Origin of the sequence: Catalinimonas alkaloidigena (assembly GCF_029504655.1) — a bacterium.
GTDB lineage: Bacteria > Bacteroidota > Bacteroidia > Cytophagales > Cyclobacteriaceae > Catalinimonas > Catalinimonas alkaloidigena.
On record NZ_JAQFIL010000001.1, the window covers coordinates 7,375,739 to 7,398,482 of the forward strand.

Annotated in this window: 11 protein-coding genes; 10 read left to right on the top strand and 1 reads right to left on the bottom strand. The window is 44.3% G+C overall.

Annotated features, from left to right (window positions below; translation table 11 throughout):
- The first annotated feature begins 420 nt into the window (after positions 1–420).
- From OKW21_RS30020 to OKW21_RS30035, 5 genes are all read left to right on the top strand, one after another.
- On the top strand, positions 421–3,666 hold the full coding sequence (locus OKW21_RS30020) for a SusC/RagA family TonB-linked outer membrane protein (protein ID WP_338130100.1): 3,246 nt from the start codon (positions 421–423) through the stop codon (positions 3,664–3,666).
- 26 nt (positions 3,667–3,692) lie between these two features.
- Complete coding sequence (locus OKW21_RS30025; protein WP_338130101.1) at positions 3,693–5,279, top strand: RagB/SusD family nutrient uptake outer membrane protein; 1,587 nt, start codon at positions 3,693–3,695, stop codon at positions 5,277–5,279.
- A gap of 7 nt (positions 5,280–5,286) precedes the next feature.
- Positions 5,287–5,463, top strand: coding sequence for a hypothetical protein (locus OKW21_RS32645; RefSeq protein ID WP_338130102.1), 177 nt, complete (start codon positions 5,287–5,289; stop codon positions 5,461–5,463).
- A gap of 306 nt (positions 5,464–5,769) precedes the next feature.
- Positions 5,770–9,426 carry a VCBS repeat-containing protein gene (locus tag OKW21_RS30030; RefSeq protein ID WP_277486989.1) on the top strand — a complete coding sequence of 1,219 codons (3,657 nt, stop codon included), beginning with the start codon at positions 5,770–5,772 and terminating at the stop codon, positions 9,424–9,426.
- Positions 9,426–10,985, top strand: a complete 1,560-nt coding sequence (locus OKW21_RS30035; protein WP_277486991.1) for an FG-GAP repeat domain-containing protein — start codon at positions 9,426–9,428, stop codon at positions 10,983–10,985. Before OKW21_RS30030 ends, OKW21_RS30035 begins: the two co-directional genes overlap by 1 nt.
- Positions 10,986–11,005: 20 nt before the next feature.
- Here OKW21_RS30035 and OKW21_RS30040 read toward each other — a convergent pair whose 3' ends face one another.
- Positions 11,006–11,827 (bottom strand): ThuA domain-containing protein, encoded by an 822-nt coding sequence (locus OKW21_RS30040; RefSeq protein WP_277486993.1) that lies wholly within the window; start codon positions 11,825–11,827, stop codon positions 11,006–11,008.
- Between the two features lie 203 nt (positions 11,828–12,030).
- Here OKW21_RS30040 and OKW21_RS30045 point away from each other — a divergent pair, with 203 nt between their 5' ends.
- The 5 genes from OKW21_RS30045 (at position 12,031) to OKW21_RS30065 (ending at position 22,633) form a co-directional block, all read left to right on the top strand.
- On the top strand, positions 12,031–14,907 hold the full coding sequence (locus tag OKW21_RS30045) for a hypothetical protein (RefSeq protein ID WP_277486995.1): 2,877 nt from the start codon (positions 12,031–12,033) through the stop codon (positions 14,905–14,907).
- Between the two features lie 129 nt (positions 14,908–15,036).
- Positions 15,037–16,191, top strand: coding sequence for an acyltransferase family protein (locus OKW21_RS30050; RefSeq protein WP_277486997.1), 1,155 nt, complete (start codon positions 15,037–15,039; stop codon positions 16,189–16,191).
- A 155-nt stretch (positions 16,192–16,346) separates the two neighbouring features.
- Positions 16,347–19,493 (top strand): S41 family peptidase, encoded by a 3,147-nt coding sequence (locus OKW21_RS30055; RefSeq protein WP_277486999.1) that lies wholly within the window; start codon positions 16,347–16,349, stop codon positions 19,491–19,493.
- Positions 19,494–19,667: 174 nt separating this feature from the next.
- Positions 19,668–22,004, top strand: a complete 2,337-nt coding sequence (locus OKW21_RS30060; protein WP_277487001.1) for a TonB-dependent receptor — start codon at positions 19,668–19,670, stop codon at positions 22,002–22,004.
- Positions 22,005–22,189: 185 nt separating this feature from the next.
- Positions 22,190–22,633, top strand: a complete 444-nt coding sequence (locus tag OKW21_RS30065) for a hypothetical protein (protein WP_277487004.1) — start codon at positions 22,190–22,192, stop codon at positions 22,631–22,633.
- The last annotated feature ends 111 nt before the right edge of the window (positions 22,634–22,744 follow it).

A 22,744-nucleotide genomic window follows, 5' to 3' on the forward strand; every position in this document is an offset into this window, starting at 1 on the left:
GTTCTACATGCTCAAAACTTAAGGAGTGAAATGTATTAACATACACACAACGTTCAAGCAGCCGAAAAGGCTGCTTTTTTTTTGCATTGCCTAATGTAAGAAAGCCAATAGGTTTAAAAGTTTTCGTAAAACTGTTATTTCTAAAAATTTTCAGAATTACAAAAATGATTAAAATAGCTCTTATTTTTATTGTCATAATATAATTCTTTCATTAATATTACTGTTAGGATTAAAATTATGTAGAGGTATAGTAATGCTTATGTGGTTGGTTTATTTGTAATGAGAAACGGCTAATTTTAATTTTTTTTCATAAAAGTTGAATAAAAATATTTAAAGCTATAAGCAAATATCTCTTTCATTGAATATGGACTAATTAGTCAATTATAAAGTTTTATCAATCGTCAATAACTAAAACGCACTATGATGAGAATTTCTACTGGTTTTAGGTTGCTCCTGACCATGTTTTTGAGTGTCGCAGTAAGTACATTACTGTATGCGCAAGAGAAAACAGTATCAGGGACAGTAACCGACGGAGAAACAGGTGAAGCCCTGCCTGGAGTAAACGTATTAGTAAAAGGTACTACACAAGGTACTGTGACTGATATTGAAGGGCAATACAGACTTTCAGTACCAAGCGATGCAGCCGTCTTGGTTTTTAGCTCAATAGGCTACTCGAGCGAAGAGGTAAATATTGGAAACCAAAACACAATTGATTTGGCAATGCTACCTGATGTACAGGCGCTAAGCGAAATCGTAGTAACAGGTTATTCAACGGAAGAGCGTAAGGATGTAACAGGTGCAGTAACTACCGTAGAGGCCGAACAACTACAGGCTGTGCCTTCCGGAAACGTAGAGCAGCAGTTACAGGGTCGTGTATCTGGTGTAACCGTAATTACTAACGGACAGCCGGGCACAACCAGTATCGTACGTGTTCGTGGATTCGGATCATTTGGAGGTAACGAGCCACTCTATATTGTGGACGGGGTTCCAGTAGATAATACACAGTTTTTACAGCCTGACGATATTGAGTCAACTACAGTGCTTAAAGATGCTGCGGCTGCCTCCATATATGGAGCAAGAGCAGCAGGGGGTGTGATTGTATATACTACTAAGAAAGGTAAGAAAGATGGAAGCTTCAAAGTTACATATAATGGTGTTACTGGCGTTACACAACCAGGCAAAGTAGAAAATATTCTGAGCCCTCAGGAAGAAGCAGACTGGACCTGGCAGGCTTTCCGCAATACCGCCTGGCAATTAGACGAGAATCCTACTTTTGATCATCCTCAATATGGTACTGGTCCTAATCCTATCCTGCCTGATTATATCAATGTAGGTGGAGCAAGTGGTGTAATAGGAAGTGTTGATCTGGAAGCGGAAAGGGCTAATTATAATATTGATCCTGCTGCGGGTCCTATTTACCAGGTGGTAAGAGCAAATCAGCAAGGCACGAACTGGTGGGATGAAATTACCAGGCCTGCTATGTTGAACAGACATACTTTAGGGTTTTCAGGAGGAACAGAAAGAAGTGCATATTACATAAGCTTAGGTTTACAAGATCAGGAAGGTATTTTGTTGAACCAAAGACTGCGCCGTTATACATTCAGAGTAAACTCTGAACATAATTTGACAGATAGAATACGAATAGGTGAGAATATTCAGGCTACTTATTATTCAGTACTCGGCCTCACCGGTGGAGATGGTGGACGCGGAGCGGCTAACTCAGAAAATGATTTTCTTCAGGCTTTCCGTATGCCCGCTATTATTCCGGTGTATGATGAGTATGGTGGATACGCAGGTACAGCGGCTTCAGGCTTTAATAATCCCCGTAACCCGGTAGCTAACCGCCAGAGAATTAAAGATAACTCAGGCTATAGTATACTTGGCTTTGGTAATGTTTACGCGGAGATAGATATTCTGGAAGATCTTACCTTTAGAAGTAGTTTAGGTGGGGGATATAGCAATTCGTATAGTAACTTCTATGGACCGCCCCAATACGAAAACTCAGAGAACAACTCTACTTTTAACTATGGTGAAAACGCCAGTGCATTCCTTAACTGGACATTTACCAATACGCTAAGATATGAGAAGACTATTAACCGCCATACCTTTAATTTATTAGGGGGTGTGGAGGCATTAGATACTGGTACCGGCAGATTCATGGGTGGTTCAGGACAGAACCCTTCTTTCTCTGACCCTAACTATATTACACTGTCAAATACTTCTAACCGTCAGGTGAACAGTACTTATATCAGAGGTGTCAGATTCTTCTCCTACTTCGGTAGTGCTAAATATATTTATGATGATAAATATATTGTGAATGGGGTAATCAGAAGAGATGGCTCTTCACGTTTTGGTGAAGAAAGTCGTTTTGGTGTATTCCCTGCCTTTTCTGCTGCATGGAGAATCTCTGAGGAGAGCTTTATGTCAGGTGTAACCTTTATTGATGACCTGAAAATCCGTGGTGGATGGGGTGAAATGGGTAACTCAAATAATGTTGACCCTAATAACCAGTTCAGCCTTTTTGCTGCAGGCTTAGGTCGTTCATTCTACGATATTGGTGGTTCTAACGGTAGCGTGGCAGAAGGTTTCTACCGTAGTCGTGTAGGAAACCCTGAAGCAAGATGGGAAACAGCCGTGACCTCAAATATTGGTTTTGACGGTTCCTTCTTTGGTGGTAGCCTGGATTTGGTATTGGATATCTGGAGAAAAGATACTGAGGACCTTCTGTATCAATTGCCTTTACCGGCAGTAACCGGCCCACAAGCAAGTGCGCCAGCGGTAAATATCGCAGACATGAGAAATGAGGGAATTGACCTTCAGGTAATTAGCCGCTTTACACCTGTGTCTGACCTAAATTTTGAAGTAACCGCTAATGCAGGCTTCCTGAGAAATGAGATTGTTGCCATTGCTCCTAATGTGCCTTTCTTTGAAGGTGGAGGTACGCGCTTCGGTAATGTAGTACGTAACCAACCCGGACAGCCTATGTCATCTTATTTTGGCTATAATGTGGTTGGCCTTTACCAAAATCAGGAAGAAGTAGACAACTCTCCTGAGCAATTAGGAAAAGGTGTAGGCCGTTTCAGATACGAAGACACCAACGGTGATGGCGTAATTACGCCTGATGACAGAACTTATCTGGGAGATCCGGTTCCTGACTTTACTGGCGGTCTGAACTTAAAGGTAAATTACAGAAACTGGGATTTTGAGACTTATCTCTATGTGTCTGCCGGATTTGAGAATTACCATTTTGCCAAGTGGTTTACCGATTTCTATCCTTCTTTTACTGGTGCTGCTAAAGGCGTTAATGTTAAAGATTCATTTGTTCCTCAGGAGCTAGGAGGAAACGGTGGGAATACTGTGCCGATTTACGAAAACGTATCTAACTTCAGTACCAACACACAGTCTAACTCCTATTTTGTAGAAGATGGAAGCTATGCGAGGTTAACCAACCTACAAATTGGGTATAATTTCCCTGACTATATGTTGGAGCCTATCGGGATTGATAGATTAAGGTTATATGTACAGGCTACTAATTTGTTTACCATTACCAATTATTCAGGCTTAGATCCTGGAGTAGGTGGTCAGGCTGATACCAACTTTGGGCTTGATATAGGAAACCCTCCTGTGACACGTGGTTTTAATGTAGGGGTTAATTTAGGATTTTAATCTATCAGGAGTAAAAAGAAATAATTATGAAAAATATATTAAGAAAGAAGATTACCTATCTTACAATCTTTGGTGTGCTCTTAAGCGCCATTGCTTGTAATGAAGATGAGTTTCTGGATGTTCCCGTTACCGGGCAGGTGTCCGGTCCTCAGCTGCTGACGGAAGATGGCCTTAACGGGCTTTTGATTGGGGTGTACGCTGCATTGAATGGAGATACCAACCTGGGCTGGTTTAGTGGACAAGCCAACTGGCTGTGGGGAAGCATTCGTGGGGGAGATGCTAATAAAGGTTCGGATGCGGGTGACTTTAACACGATCATTCCTTATGCCCGCTTTGAGCAAACGCCCAGTGATCAGTTGGGAACAAACAAGTGGAATGGTAGCTATGAAGGTATCTCCCGCGCGAATATCTTTCTAAGTAACCTTGCCTCTTTTGAAGGCCTTGCCGATGATGCTAAAGCTGCGCTTGAAGCGGAAGCAAGATTTCTGAGAGGTCTTTATTACTTTGAACTTAGAAGATTGTTCCTCAATGTTCCGTGGATAGATGAGACCATGACCGATGCTGAAGCAGCATTAGTACCTAATACCGCGGAGATCTGGCCCAATATCGAGGCTGAATTCCAGTTTGCCATGAATAACCTTCCTGAAACTCAAAGCGAAGTAGGAAGAGCAAATAAGTGGGCGGCTGCTGCTTTCCTTGCCAGAACATATCTGTATCAGGATAAATTTGCAGAAGCTAAAACGCTATTTGACGATATTATTGCGAATGGACAAACTTCTAATGGTTTGAAGTACGGTTTAGTAGAAAACTTTGAAGATGTCTTCAAAGGACCGAATGAAAACCATAAAGAAACAGTATTTGCTTTCCAGGCGGCAGCCAATACCGGGGATATCAATAATACCAATCATGAGATTGCGATGAACTATCCCTACAATACCGGTCCTGCTGGTCCGGGAGAGTGCTGCGGCTTTTTCCAGCCTAGCTTTGAGTTAGTAAACTCATATCGCACTACCGCCAGTGGTCTACCTTTATTGGATGGTTCTTATAATGCCCCTGCGAATGCAGTGAATGATGACTACGGAATATTGTCATCGGAGCCGTTTACAGAAGATCAGGGCCCTCTGGATCCTCGTCTGGATCATAGCATAGGGCGCCGTGGTATCCAGTTTTTAGATTGGCAGGAGCATCCTGGTGATGCGTGGATTCGTGACCAGGGTTTTGCGGGGCCTTATACGCAGAAAAAATACTCCTATTATGAAGCTGATAAGGGAACCTATCAGGACGGAAGTTCTTGGACTCCCGGTTACCACTCTATCAATTTCATGATCATGCGCTTTGCAGATGTATTGCTCATGGCTGCTGAAGCTGAGATAGAAGCTGGTAGTCTGGAGAAAGCACGTGAATACGTAAATATGGTCAGAGAAAGAGCGGGTAACAGCGTTGTGATAAATCCTGAAACAGGTGAGCCGGAAGCAAATTATGTCATTGCAACCTATGATACTCCTTGGGGAAGCCAGGAAGAAGCTCGCGCTGCTGTACGCTTTGAAAGAAAACTCGAATTAGCACTGGAAGGTGTACGCTCTTTTGACTTGGTACGCTGGGGGTATAGCTGACTCAGTCTTGGACGCATACCTGGATTATGAGGGAAGCAGATTGCAAACTAACCTTGGAGGAGCAGAATTTACTCCCAACCAGGATGAATATCTTCCTATTCCTCAGACAGAGAGAGATAGACAACAAGCAGAAGGGTCAGACGGCCAGAATAGTGTCTTGACTCAGAATCCTGGATATAACTAATTATAAAACAACTTGCATATACTAAAATAAGTCAGGCTTAGTCCTGACTTATTTTTTTAGATATGTACTGAGCTTTTTTTGGTCTCTAGTAGTACACAGTAGCCTGTAAAAACGATATCAGTCTATGAAGTTGGTTTTGCAAGCATTGTTTTGTCGCTCTAAATACTTACGTATATTTGTCTTGCCTTTTCAACTAATGAGGCAATAAGCTCAGCGTAAATTAGGTTAGTAAATTGGGAAAGAATCTGTGATGAAGTGAAGTGCAAACTTACCCTCAGGCAACAGCGAATAAATATTTCTTGATCAATGAAATTAGTCAACAAACTCTTTTGCATATCGGCAGGTATACTGTTGGTTTCAGCATGTAAAGACAAAGAACCAACATTATTTGATCTGCTTCCTCCCGATGAGACTAACATTCATTTCTCAAACAGAATTATAGAGAATGATACTTTAAATATCCTCAAAGAAGAGTATATCTATAATGGGGGTGGCGTAGGCATCGGCGATTTCAATAACGATGGACTGGAGGATATCTTCTTCTCCGGAAACATGGTTTCTAATGCCCTTTATTTGAATAAAGGGGAAATGAACTTTCAGGAAGTTAGCCAGGAGGCAGGTATTGAAGGAAAAAGCAGGTGGTGCTCAGGAGTATCAGTAGTAGATATCAATGAAGATGGTTGGCTGGACGTGTATGTATCAGCAACACTTAGAAAAGATACATTAAGTAGAAAAAATCTGCTTTACATTAACAACGGACTTAATGAAAATGGAGTGCCGGTATTCAGTGAGTCAGCAGAAGCCTATGGCATAGCGGATACCGGAAATACTACCCAGGCAGCTTTTTTTGATTATGACCTGGATGGTGACCTGGACCTTTATCTGCTAACTAATGTCTTGGATGCTCGCCTGCCCAGTAGCTATCGCCCTAAAATTACTGATGGTTCCGCCATCAACACCGACCGCTTGTATCGTAACGAAGGTAAAGGGACAGAGGGGCATCCCCAGGATGGAAATCCCCAGGGTGGACACCCGGTGTTTACCGATGTTAGTAAAGAAGCAGGAATAATGATAGAAGGTTTTGGCTTAGGTATTACAGTATCCGATATCAATCTGGATGGCTGGCCTGATATCTACATTACCAATGATTACCTTAGCAATGATCTGCTCTACATCAACAACGGGGAGGGTCCGGACGGAAAAGTCACATTTACCAACCGCGTAGCGGACTATCTCAACCATCAGAGCTATTCGGCTATGGGTTCAGATGTGGTAGATTTTAATAATGATGGCTTGGTAGATATTATAGCCTTGGACATGCTACCCGAAACCAACGAAAGGAAGAAGCAGATGGCTGGGCCAAATAATTACACCACCTATATTAACAATGACAGATTTGGTTTTCAGCATCAATATGTACGGAATACGATGCAGCTCAATAGAGGCTTTGTGCCTGATGGAAACTCAGAATCCGGTCATCCGGTATTCAGCGAGATAGGACATATGGCCGGAATCTACCAAACAGATTGGAGTTGGACGCCGCTGGTAGCTGATTTTGATAATGACGGTTTCAAAGATCTGATTGTTACCAACGGCTTTCCTAAGGATGTGACAGACAGGGATTTTGCCTCCTACCGAAGTGGTCCAGCCGGAGCAGTAGCCGGAAATATGTATATGAATAATCTGATTCCGGTCGTAAAAATATCTAATTATGCTTATCAAAATAATGGAGCTAACGAGGGACAGCAGCAACTCACCTTTTCTGATGTGACAGCAGATTGGGGACTGGACCAGCCTTCCTTCTCTAATGGTGCTGCCTATGCTGACCTGGACAATGACGGAGACCTGGACTTTGTCGTGAATAATATCAACGACAGTGCCTTTGTCTATCAAAACACCCTCTACAATGCCCAGGCCAATTCAGCGAACCATTATCTGAGAATAAAAGTGGAAGGCCCTGCTTCCAACGCGGGAGCAGTGGGGACAAAGGTGAGCATCCACTACGGAGATGGGAAAAGGCAATTTTTTGAAAATGCCCTCTACCGAGGATACCTGTCTACGATGGAAAATGTGGCACATTTCGGTTTAGGTGCTTATGAAGCTATTGACTCTGTACAAATATTTTGGCCGGATGGTAAGTATCAGTTATTAGAAAATGTAAAGGCAGATCAACTGATTACCCTAAAGCACGGAGAAGCTTCAGACATAATATCACCGGATATTAATCAGGAGCTTCAGCTCAGTGCTACCAACGCTATATTTAGGAAGGCAAATTCAATATATGGAGTCAGTTATTTTCATGATGAGGAAGACCGTATAGATTTCAACCTTCAACGTACTTTGCCGCATAAGTTAACCCAACTAGGACCTGGTGTAGCGGTCGCGGATGTAAATGGAGATGGACTGGACGACTTCTATATCGGTGGTTCAGCCGGGAAAGAAAGCAGCCTGTTTTTACAAACTGCTCAGGGAAAATTTGAAAAGCCTGAAAATATCAAAAAGGGTGCAATGACAGAAGAAGATATGGGAGCATTATTCTTTGACGCTGATAATGATGGCGATCAGGATTTATACGTTGTCAGTGGGAGTTATGAGCATGTCAATAAACCAGAAGCTAATCAGGATCGCCTGTATATAAATGATGGTAATGGAAAAATGACTTTGAATACTGAAGCATTACCAGAATTTACAATTAGCGGTTCGTGTGTTAAGGCAGCAGACTACGACCGAGATGGCGATCTGGATCTATTTGTGGGTGGAAGAGTCTGGCCCGGGCAATACCCTAAGCCTGTAAGTAGCTATATTTTACGAAATGATGGTGGGAAGTTCAGTGACGTCACTCAGGATATAAGCCCTGCGCTAATAGATTTTGGCTTAGTAAGCGATGCGCTCTGGACCGACTTTGATGCCGATGGAAGCGTGGACCTACTCATTGCTGCGGAATGGCAGCCGCTCACTTTCCTCAAGAACAATGGAGAGAGTTTTGAAAATGTGACAGCTCAAAGTGGCATCAGTAATAAGGTAGGCTGGTGGAACAGTCTCACTTCCGGAGATTTTGACAATGATGGAGATACTGACTACGTGGCAGGAAACTTAGGTTTAAACACACCCAACCAGGCTTCTGAAGAGCAGCCCCTATCAATATACGCCAAAGACTTTGATAACAACAGTGGATATGATGCAATACTGGTAAAGTACACTAAAAACCAGGAAGGCGTCGCCAAACCCTATCCCGTGCACAGCCGCGATGATATGATTTCTCAGATGGTAGCCATGAAGAGGAAATTTCCTTTTTACAAAGATTATGGGAGGGCAACCATTGACAGTGTGTTTACAGCTGAACAATTGGAAGGAGCATTAATTTACCATGCTACCCACATGGAGAGTAGCTATATTGAAAACCAGGGCGGAGGCAAGTTCAGTATAAAGCCTTTGCCCAAGGAAGCCCAAATTTCTCCACTTTATGGTATGCTGGCTCATGATGTGGATGAGGATGGCTTTCTGGATATACTAGCCGTAGGGAATGATTATGGAACAGAAGTAGCCATTGGTAGGTACGATGCATTGAAAGGACTGTATCTTAAAGGAGATGGTCAGGGTAACTTTAAAGCAGTTGAGCTCATGCAAAGTGGCTGGTACATAGCCGGTGATGCCAAGGCGCTGGCAGAACTAAGAGGAAAAGATGGTGAAAGTGTTTACCTGACTACCCAAAATCAGGACAGCCTGATAATAATGAATGAAAGGCAAATCAATAAAAGCCCGATAGTGGCATTGGAACCTATGGATGCCTGGGCTGAAGCTGAAATGATAAATGGTGATATATGTAGAATAGAGTTTCATTATGGTTCAGGCTATTTATCTCAATCTACACGTAAGCTTAAGCTGAGTTCAAATATCATTTCACTAACCATCCATAATTTTAAGGGAGAAAGCAGAACCTTAAATCTGGAGCCGGAAGGTTGATGAAAGCATCTTTATTGATATTAAGCTTAATATTTTTAATAGCTTGCCAGGAGGGAGTAAAGGAAATCACGGTTGTCCGGCAAGCCCCTGTTCCCGAGTTTCCTCCTTTAGATAGCCTTTCTAACCTGAGTGGCAAGCAGTTATCTTATACCTACTGTCAGCAATGTCATCAGTTTCCTGAGCCTCAGTTATTGGGAGCAGCGCAATGGAAAAATGGCGTGTTGCCCCGTATGGGTCACAGGCTCGGCATCTGGCAATCCCGCTCAGAACTGACTCAGGGGTTGGATATGATGGAAGAATATCTAGTCAACCAGGCCGGTATTTATCCCGAAGAACCATTAATCAGCGAAGAAGCCTGGGAGAAAATTCAAGCCTTTTATATCAAAAATGCCTCTCATGATAGTAGTCATCTTTCTTTTCCTCAAAATAAAAGCCAGCAGTTTGTAGCTCACCCCCGAAAGCTAAATGAAGCGGTATCACTGATTACTATGCTGGATTATGATGAAAAATCAGAACAACTTTATATAGGACTGAGGAATAATCAAATGCTAATTGAGCATAAGAATGGTCAAATAGAACAAATGAATACGGCAGGACCTCCGATAAGCCGAATCAAGCAGGCTGATGATTATACCCATGTGTTAAGCATGGGGATCATGGACCCTTCTAATCAGGCAAAGGGTATGCTGTACAAATCCTTAGATGACAGCTTGCAAGCTATTGCCGGAGAACTGCGTCGCCCGGTGCATTTACAGTCGCACGACCTCAATGAAGATGGAGAAGAGGACTTGATCGTAAGTGAGTATGGAAATGATATTGGCCAGCTCACTGCGCTTCTTTGCCGTGGGGGCAACCCCTTCAGTAAACAAACGCTCATCCCAGAGGCAGGAGCTCGCAAAAGTATTATTTATGACTGGAACCAGGACGGATTAGAAGACATATTAGTACTAATGGCACAGGGTGATGAAAGAATACTGTTATTGGAAAAAGAAGAAACCCATATATATCGGGAAAAGACTTTGTTGCGCTTCCCTCCGGTTTATGGCTCTAGTTATTTTGAACTGGCTGATTTCAACGGAGATGGGTTAAAAGATATTCTGTATGTGAATGGAGACAATGCAGACTATTCTTATGCGCTTAAACCCTACCATGGCATTAGGATATTTCTTAACCATGGAGAAGAGATGCCTGAAGAAGCTTACTTCTTTCCCTATTATGGCGCCACTGAAGCTGTAGCTCGTGACTTTGACCAGGATGGCGATCTGGATATCGCAGCTATTGCTTACTTTGGAAATTTTGAGTCAGAAGCTGCATCGGGAGCCATTTACCTGGAAAACACTACAAAGGGAGCTAGCATGGCTTTCCAGGCTATGCAAATCCCTGAGGCAGTCAGCGGTCGTTGGCTTACCATAGAAGTAGCGGATACCGACCAGGATGGAGATGAGGATATTCTACTTGGCTCCTGCGTACTCGTCCGTACGCCTGTGCCGGATACGCTCAAAAACTTTTGGGAAAATGAAGGCGCACATATCTTGCACTTAGAAAACAATTTGAATTAAGTTTCTTTATATGTAAATCTCTATTTCTCCCACACGATAGCATTTAGTATCATCTGTGCGATCTTGGGGTTTTCATAATCGGCAGGCGTTTCTCCAGGCATAATGTATACAATATCTCCTTCTCCATAAGGTTTGTGCCAGACGGCTCTATCCTGCATAAAAAGCTCACCATTGCGTGGATCGTAGTACTTGAAGCCGCACAAAACGGCCTTCTCCCTACCGTCAGTAAACTTATGGTTCATATACACTTCGGTTTTAGGAAGAGAAATGCTGGGGTACATACCTTCTACCGCTGGTCCGTCGGAGGGTTGATAGCTTACTTCTGGACCCCATTCAATGTTATGATTAGTGATGAAGTGATTTGGATTAAGATTTACCAGTATCAATGTAATGCCATTCTCCCCATCATGGTACCAGCCGTAGCCTTCACCTGGTTTGACCGGGTGAGAAGAAAACTCAGGGTGATCTAGCTGTATCCCTAAGAAATCAAAATAGAATTCGTTTTTAGCTTTTCCACTACTGACAGAGTGATGAAGGCAAATATATCTTCCGCCGGCTTGGGTATAGCTGATAATGGCTTTTTCGGTAGCCACATCTAAGCCACCATGAATAAAGCCAATGACTGCCTGATAGCCTGACATTTCATCTGGTAAACGATCCTGATCTACAATCTCAACCTCCAACTTTCCGCTGCTACGCAAAAAAGGAGCAAGCACTTCCAACTGGGGCATTTCATCCTGCACAATCAATACCTTTTGCGCCTGCACAGCCTGAGTAATAAAAGTGAATGAAACAAGTATCAGCAATGTAGTCGTAGTCAACCATTGATCAATCCGAGACATAATCTTAGAAAGTTTTTTGTAGTGTAAGGAGGACAAGATACTGTACCTTACCTTCAAATTCCGCTAATAAGTTATAAAATTATAGCTCAACATCCGGACATCAAATGAGAAAGCTATTACAAAATATCGGACTAATTTTGTAAGCATCCTTATATTAGGTGTTCAGATGTATTATTAAAGCTGGCACTGTGAGCCCTAAATCTATGACAGCAATCAAAAACCCCCTCTATTACTACCTAATCTTATGCTTTTCAGCAGTTTCACAGTTTTCTGCTCTGGCGCAGTCCGACCTGCAAACAGAGCCAGAGAGGCCATCTAAGCCTCCCACCGACTGGCTGTTGGAGCCTACGCCTTATCAGGCTGATGTGTATCAAACCAATCGTCCTGATGAACTGGCTCTTTCCAATGGGCTCATCCGGCGGACTTTTCGCATTGCGCCTAATGTAGCTACCGTCGCTTTTGATAATCTGATGACAGGAGAAGCGATGCTTAGAGGTGTGAAGCCTGAAGCAGAAATTACCCTTAATGGTATTGAGTATGCAGTAGGTGGTTTGCAGGGTCAGCCAAATTATGCCTATCTGCATCCTGAGTGGCTGGATCAGATGAGGAACGATCCTGCCTCATTACAATTTGTGCGTTATGCAGTCAGTGAGCCTGAAGCGCCTTTTAATTGGAAAAGAGTAAGGCATCATGATAAGTCATTGGAATGGCCTCCTGAAGGAGTACACCTTCGTATGGACTACCGCTTGCCGGAGGCAGAAGACCTGAGAAAGTCAGGACAACTGCTTCCTAGTGACTACGGGCGAGAGGAATTAGTAAGTACCAATTTCAAATTTTTAGATGATGCATGGAAGACTGTCGCCTCAAGAGCACACCCTAGGAGCTCATTTGTAAATGAAGGGAAAGTAGGAGAAATCTACACCCCTGCCCATAGTAGTGTGTTTGTAGAGCGCGAGCTTTCTGAAAATACGCAATTGGTAGAAGCAAAAATTGATGCGGGGACCGACACAAGCAGCGGCTGGGGGCCAGGCATTGCATTGGTATGGCCTGAGCAAAACATTAAATTTTATCTCCGCCCCGGAGGAGATGAAAAAGGCAGTACTCAGCCGGTCTTCGGCCTTTGGGATGGTGAAGAGACACATACAATTCAAGGCAAAGAAACTTTAGAGTTATCCGCGCCCTGGACGCTACGTCTTCGCTGGGATCAGGACAGCTTGTACTGTGAAGTGAAAGGGAAAAGTGGAATATGGCAGTCACTAAAAAGCATTAAAGGGTTTAGGGAGTCACCGACTTCGGTTCGTGTAGGAAAAATGAACCCAAGGGGAGAGGAAGGAGATAAAACGGGAGACACAGGTGAACTGGTCCGGCTGCATATCTTACAGTTTGCTGCATATAGTGGTGACAATGGTGGTAGTGCACCCCAGGCAGAAAGTCAAACACAAGCTATTAAAGTTTCTGTGCATTATGAGCTTTATGATGGTCTACCCGTTATGGCAAAATGGATAACTGTTGACAATACATCTTCCGAGCCGGTGATAGTGGATCATTTTACCAGTGAGATTATCGCCGCGGTAGAGTACGGCTCAGCGGTAGAAGCTCGAAAATATTTGCCGGATGTACCAAACATTCATGTAGAAACGGATTATGCCTTTGCCAGCTTTGACGTAGAAGATGCCAACCATCACGCGGTACACTGGCAGGCAGATCCCGATTATAATACACAGGTAAACTACCTGATGCAGACACCCTGCCTGCTCAAGGTGCATCCCGAAATTGGCCCGGCACAGCGTATAGCCGCAGGCGAAAGCTTTAGTAGCTTTCGTACATTTGTGCTGCCGCATGATAGCTATGATCGTGAACGAAAAGGGTTAGCCCTGCGCCGTATGTACCGTACACTAGCCCCCTGGACAACAGAAAACCCGCTGATGATGCACGCTCGATTTGCGGATTGGGAAAGAGTTAAAAAAGCGATCGACCAAAGCGCTGAGGTAGGCTTTGAAATGGTGATCCTTACCTTTGGAAGTGGGTTTGACATTGAAAACGACAGTCAGGAGTACATGGACCAGATGCGAAAGTATGCTGACTATGCCAAAAGTAAAGGTGTAGAGATTGGGGGATATTCATTACTTGCCTCCCGCAGTATCGGCAGTGGACAGGATGTGGTGATGCCCGAAGGGCAGCAGCCTACCTTTGGTAATTCGCCCTGTATTGGCAGTCGCTGGGGGCAGCAGTATTTTGACAAGCTTTACCGTTTTTATGAAAAAACAGACTTCAGTTTGCTGGAGCATGATGGCTCCTATCCCGGTGATGTATGTATGTCAGCAGAGCATCCGGGGCATAAGGGCTATGAAGATTCTAGATGGAGTCAGTATCAGGTAATCTCAAAATTTTATCGATGGTGCAGAAGCCAGGGCATATACCTTAATGTCCCTGACTACTATTATATGACGGGCTCAAACAAATGTGGAATGGGTTATAGAGAGGTAAACTGGAGTTTGCCCAGAAGTCAGCAGCTTATCCATACACGCCAGAATATCTATGACGGTACATGGACCAAACAGTCAAGTATGGGCTGGATGTTTGTCCCCCTGACTGAGTATCATGGTGGAGGAGAGGCAGCTACCATTGAACCGCTGCATGAACATTTATCTCACTATCAATCTATGATTGCCAGCAATCTGGGAGGCGGAGTGCAGGCCTGCTATCGCGGCCCCAGGCTATTTGATACTGATGAAACCAAGACGATGGTGAAGCAGTGGGTAGGTTGGTATAAAGCACATAGAGCAGTACTGGAAGGCGATATCATTCATCTGCGCCGTGCGGATGGCAGGGATATAGATTACTGGTTGAATGTTAACCCCGGAGGAGAAGAGAAAGGGCTGTTATCTGTATATAACCCACTGGACTCAGCCATAAAACGTAAAATCTATGTCCCTCTGTACTATACCGGACTGAAAGAAACCGCCCTGGTAAAACATGGGGATCAGGAAGCTACAGCCTATCCAATAGACAGAGATTATGGCATTTGGCTGGAAGTAGAAATTCCGGCGCAGGGCTATAGCTGGTATGTCATAAAATAACATATAAATTAGAAGAGAGTAACAAATTCGGTAATCGTCATAGGCAAATGAATTTTTATTTGGAAATAACCTGCCTATACCCCTAAATTCATAAGTCCACTATTTTAGCCAAAACCTTATTTTATTAAAATGCCTGAAACCATTACACCTGCTCCCAGTCTGGATCAAAGCCTTATAAAAAATTCTGTAGTTGCCTCTAAACGCCTATTGTCACTTGACGTGATGCGAGGCATCACCATTGCCGGAATGATCATTGTCAATACGCCGGGATCATGGAGTCATGTTTATCCTCCTTTGCAACACGCAGAATGGCATGGGCTTACACCTACCGATCTGGTTTTTCCATTTTTCCTCTTTATGGTAGGAGTCTCCATTACTTTGGCTTTTAATAAGCGCCTTGCCAAAGGAGTAAGTAAGAAACCATTGGCCACTAAGACCCTCAAGAGAACACTTATAATCTTTGCTTTAGCGATGTTTCTGGCCCTATTCCCGGAGTTTGATTTTGCTAACCTTAGGGTAGCGGGAGTCCTGACACGGATTGCGCTTGTCTACTTCATCTGCAGCCTGATCTTTCTTCAGGTCAGGACCTGGAAAGGCATTGCTATCCTTAGTGCTGTCCTTTTAGTAGCCTACTGGCTGATGATGGTGCTGATCCCGGTACCAGGTGTAGGCCCTGCGAACCTGGAGCCAGGGACTAATCTGGCTGCCTGGCTGGATAGTGTAGCCATGCCCGGGCGTTTATATCGCGAGACCTGGGACCCTGAAGGTTTACTTAGCACCATTCCCGCAGTAGTTACCGGGCTGACAGGCATACTGGCAGGTTACCTGATCCAGAGCAAGAATAGTGGAGAACATAAAATCATCTGGATGATGGTGGTGGGTACTGCGCTTTGTATTCTGGCCTATTTTTGGAATCAGGTATTTCCGGTCAACAAAAATCTTTGGAGCAGCTCATATGTGCTGGCTTCTTCAGGGATGGCCGCTTTGCTATTGGGCTGTATGTATTGGCTCATAGATGTACAAAAGTACCAGCGCTGGACACCTTTTTTTGTGGCTTTTGGCATGAATGCCATCACTGCTTATGTACTGCATGGCGTTCTCATCAGTGCTTTTATGGATTATGATGGCGATGGTAAAACTTTAAGAGCAGAGAGCTATGAGGCTTTGGCAGGCCTGGGGCTAGGCGCAGAGTTGGCCTCATTCGTCTGGGCACTGCTCTATCTTTTACTGTGCTTTATTCCTGTCTGGATCATGTACAAAAAGAAAATTATTGTAAAAATCTAGTGCATTGCTCAAATACCAAAGCATAGAAAGATGAGAGTAGCTTTCACTCTTACAGAAAAAGAAGAGCTAACACTTGCTGAAATTTTGGTGAAGGGGCTCTTCTTTTTTTTATATAAGCCACATTATCTGTACACAACCCAAGTTTTGAGGAAGCTATGACAAACCTAATCCATTCACTGCCCCTGATTTTTTTGCTGTTTCCTATTTGCAGTTATGCCCAGCAAGGAAACGTATATTTTGCATCCCATCCCACCATTTCACCAGATGGGCAAAGCATTGTTTTTAGCTACGAAGGTGACCTCTGGCGCCTGGACGAAGGGCAGAAGCTGGCGATGCGCCTGACCGGCATGGAAGGTGAAGAAACGCATCCCTACATCTCCCCGGATGGACAATGGATTGCTTTTACCGGCTCTCAGTATGGCAGTGAAGATATCTTCTTGATCCCCATTGATGGAGGCGAAATTCAGCAACTTACCTTTCATGAGGCTTCGGATGAGGTAGATTCCTGGTCCTGGGATTCGCAGCTCATTTATTTTACTTCTGACCGGGAGAACAGCTTCTCTGCGTACAAGGTGAATGTGGAGGGCGGAACACCAAAACGTTTGTTTGGTAACTATTTCAACACAGTACATGATGTGGTGGAGCATCCTTCTTCAGGTGAGCTATTCTTCAACGAAACCTGGGAGAGTGCCCGTTTTGCCAGTCGTAAAGGCTACAAGGGAGCCTACAGCCCGGACATCAAATCCTATAACCCCGGCACTGGTGAATATAAAAAATACACCGACTACGAAGGGAAGGAGATGTGGACGACCATCTCTCAGGAGGGTAAAGTTTTCTTTGTCTCTACTGAAGCCAACGGAGAGTACAATCTTTATCAGTTGCAGGATGATGGCAGCCGGCAGCAGCTTACCGATCATACTTCTTCGGTCATGCACCCCCAGGTATCAGCCAACGGAGAGAAAATCGTTTTTGTCAAAGATTATCAACTGCATGTGTATAACGTAAGCAGTGGAAATACGGAAAAGCTGAGCTTCAGTGTACCCCGTAACCTGACGCTCAACAAAGCACAGGACTTTAATGTGAAAGGTAAGATTTCTTACTTTGATGTCTCTTCCGACAATAAGAAACTGGCTTTCGTGTCTCGTGGAGAGCTCTTTGTATCAGATGTTGAAGGAAAATATGTTCGTCAGTTGGAAACCAACCCTATGGGCAGGGTGAGCGAAATGAGCTGGCTCAAAGATGACAAAACACTGATCTTTAACCAGACAGTTAAGGGTTACCAGAACTGGTTTACCATGGCTGCCGATGGGAGTGGCACTGCAAAACAACTGACCAGCGATAGCCAGAACAACCGGCAAATTTCGCTCAATAGCGATAAAACAAAAGCGGTATACCTGAGTGGCAGGAATGAAGTAAAGCTCATGGACCTGGATAACTTCAGCAGCCAGACGCTGGTCGAGGATGAAATATGGGGCTTTTACAGCTCCAAACCTTATTTTTCACCTGATGATCAGTATGTGGTTTACACCGCTTACCGGGATTTTGAGCAGGACATTTTTGTACATGATCTGAACTCGGGCAAAAGTAGCAATATCACGAATACGGGTGTATCTGAGGTTCAGCCCTTCTGGTCGCCGGATGGCAAGTCGCTTTTCCTCTCTACGGATCGTACCAATCCCGGCTATCCTTTTGGTACCAAAGCCGCTCACATCTACCACATGCACTTTGATCGTTACGAGAAACCTTATCGCTCAGATAAATTTGATGCGCTATTTACAGAAGAAGATAAGGAAGAGGATGATGAAGAAAAGGAGAAGGTAAAAGTAGAAATTAACTTTGAGGATTTGATGAAGCGCTTGGATCAGGTGAGTACCAGTGTGGGAGAGCAATCAGACCCCTATGTCATTCAGAAAGATGAAAAACTGATTGTCTTTTACATTTCTAACCATGATAAAGGTAAAAACAGCCTTTGGAAAACGACCATAGAACCTTTTGAAGATGATAAAACCGAAAAAATAGAAGGACTGGAAAATGTAAATGGTTTCGGCATTGCCAAAGCAGAGGACAATTACTACCTCTGGGCCGACAATAAAATTCATACCCTTGACCCGGAAGCGGGTAAGGTAGAGGTAATTGATATTTCCTACCAGTTTAGCCGTAAGCTTGAAGATGAATTTGAGCAGATGTATTATGAGTTATGGGCCAATCTTGAAGAAAACTTCTACAACGAAGATTTTCACGGCATTGACTGGCAGGCTATGCGGGACAAATACGCTGAGTTTCTTCCCTACATCAATTCCCGTTCAGACCTTCGTCATCTGACCAGTGATTTACTAGGTGAATTGAATTCCTCTCATCTGGGCTTTTATTCCAGCGGCGAGGAAGAAAAAGCTTATTACGATTTCAACACGCTGGCAACAGGCATACAGTTTTCCGAGGACAACCCTTACGAAGTAGCGCGTATCGTCAAAAACAGTCCTGCGGATGTCAAAGGAAAAGACATACAGCCGGGCGATCTGCTGACCAAAGTGAATGGAGAAGCCATGGATACCACCAAAAATCGGGAGTACTATTTCACCAGACCCAGTGGCAAGGATGAAGTGCTGCTGACTTTTGATAGAGATGGTAATGAGCACGATGTAAAGCTGCACCCTACTTCTTACTATGCCATTCGTACGAATCTTTACGATGAGTGGATAGAAAAAAATCAGCAGTATGTGAATGAAAAAGCTGAGGAGCGCATTGCCTATGTACACATGAAAAATATGGGCATGGGCTCTTACGAAGCTTTTGCCGAAGAGATGGTCGCCGAAGCTGATGACAGAGAAGCCTTAATACTGGACCTCCGCTACAATACAGGAGGCAATGTGCATGATTTGGTACTTAACTTCCTGAGCCGTAAGCCCTATCTGCAATGGAAATACCGGGGAGGAACAGCTACCTCTCAACCTAATTTTACGCCTGCCGCCAAACCTATCGTTTTACTGATCAACGAGCAAAGTCTGAGTGATGCGGAAATGACGGCTGCCGGTTTCAAGGCATTGGGCCTAGGAACCATCATAGGTACGGAGACTTATCGCTGGATCATTTTTACATCCGGTAAAAGCTTGGTAGATGGTTCATTCTACCGCTTGCCATCCTGGGGGTGTTTTACGCTGGATGGCAAAAACCTGGAAAAAGAAGGGGTAAAGCCCGATATTCAAGTCGCCCAGACCTTTAAAGACCGACTGGATAATAAGCAACCTCAATTAGATCGTGCTATCGAAGAAATTATGAGCCAGTTGAATGTGCAGGGTAAGTAGAAGAGTTGTAGTTTTGGTATCGTATCGCAAAAGACATCCTGACTCTTGACAGACAAGACTAAAATGAACTACACTTCCAGGCTTAACTACATTTTATTATTCCTATTTCCCTGGCCTGTGTCCCCACAGGCCGGAAACCTATGTTCTGCAAGGCTATTCTATGCAACAGCTTGCATGCTGTTTCTATGCTCTTCCTCCCTATATGCACAGTCGCTAACCCAAACCATAAGGGGGCAGGTGGTGGATGCAGAGACAAGGCAGCCTCTGCCCGGCGCAGCTGTTTATCTGTTGGACACTGACCCGCTTTTAGGTACCACTACCGATGAGGAAGGTAAATTTATCCTGGAAGATGTTCCTGCTGACAGGTACCTCCTGCAGGTGAGTTTTGTAGGCTACCAATCTTATATCAATCCCGAACTGCTGGTAAACGCTGGTAAAGAAACAGTGCTGGAAATTACCCTGAGGGAATCGTCGCGTAATCTGGAAGAGGTAGTAATTAGCGGAGAAAGTATAGCCCCCTCTCCCACCATTGATCGGATTAGCAGCCGTGAATTTACGGTGGAAGAAACCCGGCGCTATGCTGCCACCTTCTTTGACCCAGCCCGCTTAGCTACTTCTTTTCCCGGGGTGATAGGTACCAATGATCAGGCTAACCATATTTCGGTACGAGGTAATTCTCCCAATAGTATGCTCTGGCGCTTGGAAGGAATTGATATCGTCAACCCTAATCACCTCTCCAACGCGGGAACTTTCAACGATCGCCGGGTACAGGGCGGGGGCAGCCAGTCGGTACTTAGTGCACAGATGCTGGATAATTCTTCATTTCTTACCGGCGCTTTTTCGGCCCCTTTTGGCAACAGCATAGGTGGGGTATTTGACATGAAGCTACGCAAAGGCAATAATCAGCGGCGGGAATACACCGCACAATTAGGATTGATCGGCCTGGAGTTTGCCGCCGAAGGGCCTTTTAAAGAAGGCGGTGAAGCTTCTTATCTGGCTAACTATCGCTATTCTACGGTGGGCCTGCTGACCAATGTCGTTGGGCTGGATTTTGGAGGAGAGGCCATTACTTTCCAGGACCTGGCATTTCATCTGTCTTTGCCTACTGACAACAAAGGGGAATTTACGGTTTTTGGGATGGGAGGGTTAGGCAAAAATGTATTTGAAGCGCCCCGCGATTCTGCGGACTGGGAAAGTCAGGAAGATCGCTATGATGTAACCTTTACCAACGATATGGGGGTGATAGGCATGACCCATGCTTTACCTATCAACGCGCAGACCTTCTGGAAGACCAGCCTGGCGATATCCGCCCTGAGCAGCGACCGCTACGGTGACCGTTTGGATCAAAATTATAATGTGGCAAGACTGGAAGAAGACAACTATCAGGAAAATAGAATCTCTTTAAACACCAGCCTGACCCGTAAGTTGACCCACAGTCAATCACTACGAGGCGGGTTTATTTTCAACAATCTTCATTACGATTTACTAAGTCGGGAAAGTCCGATTGGTGGAACTCTGCAAACGCTGGAGTCAGGCGAAGGTGGTGGGCAACTATACCAGCCTTATCTACAGTGGACGAAAAACTTCAAAGCGCCCATTAGCTTCACTGCCGGACTACATGCCATGTATTTTACGCTAAGTGAGGCCTTCGCTCTGGAACCAAGGGCTACCCTGGAATGGGATATAAGAGAAAACCAGTCTCTGAGTCTGGCGTATGGCCTGCATAGCCAGCTACAGCTTCCGGGGATTTACTTTTCAAAGGTAGACGGCACGGCAGGAAACCCCAATCAGGATTTAGGTTTTACCAAAGCTCACCATTATGTGCTGAGCTACCATTTGCGGTGGAACCCTTCTCTCAGCCTGCGAACCGAAGCTTATTATCAGGATCTCTTCAATGTGCCCATCTCTCAGAACCCTGGCAGTACCTTCTCTGCTTTGAATGTATTTGAGGGCTTTGTCACGGAAGAACTGGTAAATGAAGGTACAGGTAAAAATTATGGACTGGAAGTAACACTGGATAAAAGTCTGGCAGAAAGTTACTATCTCTTGCTGAGCAGCTCGCTTTATGAGTCAAAATATACTGCAGCAGATGGCGTGGAAAGAGATACACGCTTTAATGGAAATTATGCTTTCAGTCTAACCGGAGGTAAAGAGTATAGCTGGAGCAGTGATGACAAACAGCGAGTTTTGGGAATCAATCTGCGCTCGGTTTATTATGGCGGCTTACGAGCAACGCCTATTGATGTACAGGCCTCCCAGGAACAACAAGAAACTGTATTCATAGACTCCCAGGCTTTTGCAAACCAATTGGACGATTATTTCAAAGTAGATTTTCGCCTTAGTTTACGGACCAATAAAGCAGACCATACTTCGGTTTGGTCATTGGACCTGCAAAATGCACTTAACACCCAGAACGTAGCTTTCCAGTACTATGATACCATAGAGGGAGAAGTCATCACCAAGTACCAGCTTGGACTAATTCCCGTTCTGACATACAGGGTGGAGTTTTAGCAATTGGTTTGAGAAGATAGTTTTGTTAGATCTGACTGGGTGAAACGAAGCTCTCCTCATGTGTTCTTCTCACCCTATGGTAGTGTAGGTTAAAATTGATATATTTATTATAAGCAATAGCTACTTTTCAATGAGTGTGCTTTCTAAAAACGCATTGAAACACTTCATAACCTAATACGCCACAAATGCTAGAAACAGCAAAAGATAATCAAGTACTCCTAACCAAAATCCGGGAAAAACGGAAAGAGCTTGCCATTTATCTTAGCAGGACAGAACCCCGAAATATAAGACTTATCAACTCTTCTATCATTGCAGGAGCACTGGCTGCTGCTTTGACAGCCGGACCAGGCGTTGGTGGAGAGGGATTTATTGGTGCTGCAAAAGATGTGGTGTCATTTGGTATCCCGGTTTGGCAAATGTTGTGCCTGATAGCTACCGTTCTTTCGGTGTCCGCTGTTATAGCCAATGGCATGTTGAAATCTCACGGCTTCTCCGCCAAAGTGGCGAGAACCCGCGCCTGTGATGCTAAACTTGAAGGCCTTGAAACGATGCTTGAGCTGGATCAGGTAGACGTCAAACAGGCTACACAAGTCTACACCCAGTGTCTCACAGAGATTTCTCATATTTAATACTGGCGGTAAATAATGAAACCTCTGGTTTTTTCATAAACATCGAAATTCTCAAGATGTAAGGCATTACGACTTCCTGTTTCAACTCAGCGCATTTCTATTATATTTGTA

Excerpts from the sequence above, each read along its gene's own strand:
- OKW21_RS30055 (WP_277486999.1), top strand. The coding sequence starts at position 16,347 with ATGACAAACCTAATCCATTCACTGCCCCTGATTTTTTTGCTGTTTCCT.
- OKW21_RS30020 (WP_338130100.1), top strand. The coding sequence starts at position 421 with ATGATGAGAATTTCTACTGGTTTTAGGTTGCTCCTGACCATGTTTTTG.
- OKW21_RS30025 (WP_338130101.1), top strand. The coding sequence starts at position 3,693 with ATGAAAAATATATTAAGAAAGAAGATTACCTATCTTACAATCTTTGGT.
- OKW21_RS30060 (WP_277487001.1), top strand. The coding sequence starts at position 19,668 with ATGCTGTTTCTATGCTCTTCCTCCCTATATGCACAGTCGCTAACCCAA.
- OKW21_RS30030 (WP_277486989.1), top strand. The coding sequence starts at position 5,770 with ATGAAATTAGTCAACAAACTCTTTTGCATATCGGCAGGTATACTGTTG.
- OKW21_RS30045 (WP_277486995.1), top strand. The coding sequence starts at position 12,031 with ATGACAGCAATCAAAAACCCCCTCTATTACTACCTAATCTTATGCTTT.
- OKW21_RS30065 (WP_277487004.1), top strand. The coding sequence starts at position 22,190 with ATGCTAGAAACAGCAAAAGATAATCAAGTACTCCTAACCAAAATCCGG.
- OKW21_RS30035 (WP_277486991.1), top strand. The coding sequence starts at position 9,426 with ATGAAAGCATCTTTATTGATATTAAGCTTAATATTTTTAATAGCTTGC.
- OKW21_RS30040 (WP_277486993.1), bottom strand. The coding sequence starts at position 11,827 with ATGTCTCGGATTGATCAATGGTTGACTACGACTACATTGCTGATACTT.
- OKW21_RS30050 (WP_277486997.1), top strand. The coding sequence starts at position 15,037 with ATGCCTGAAACCATTACACCTGCTCCCAGTCTGGATCAAAGCCTTATA.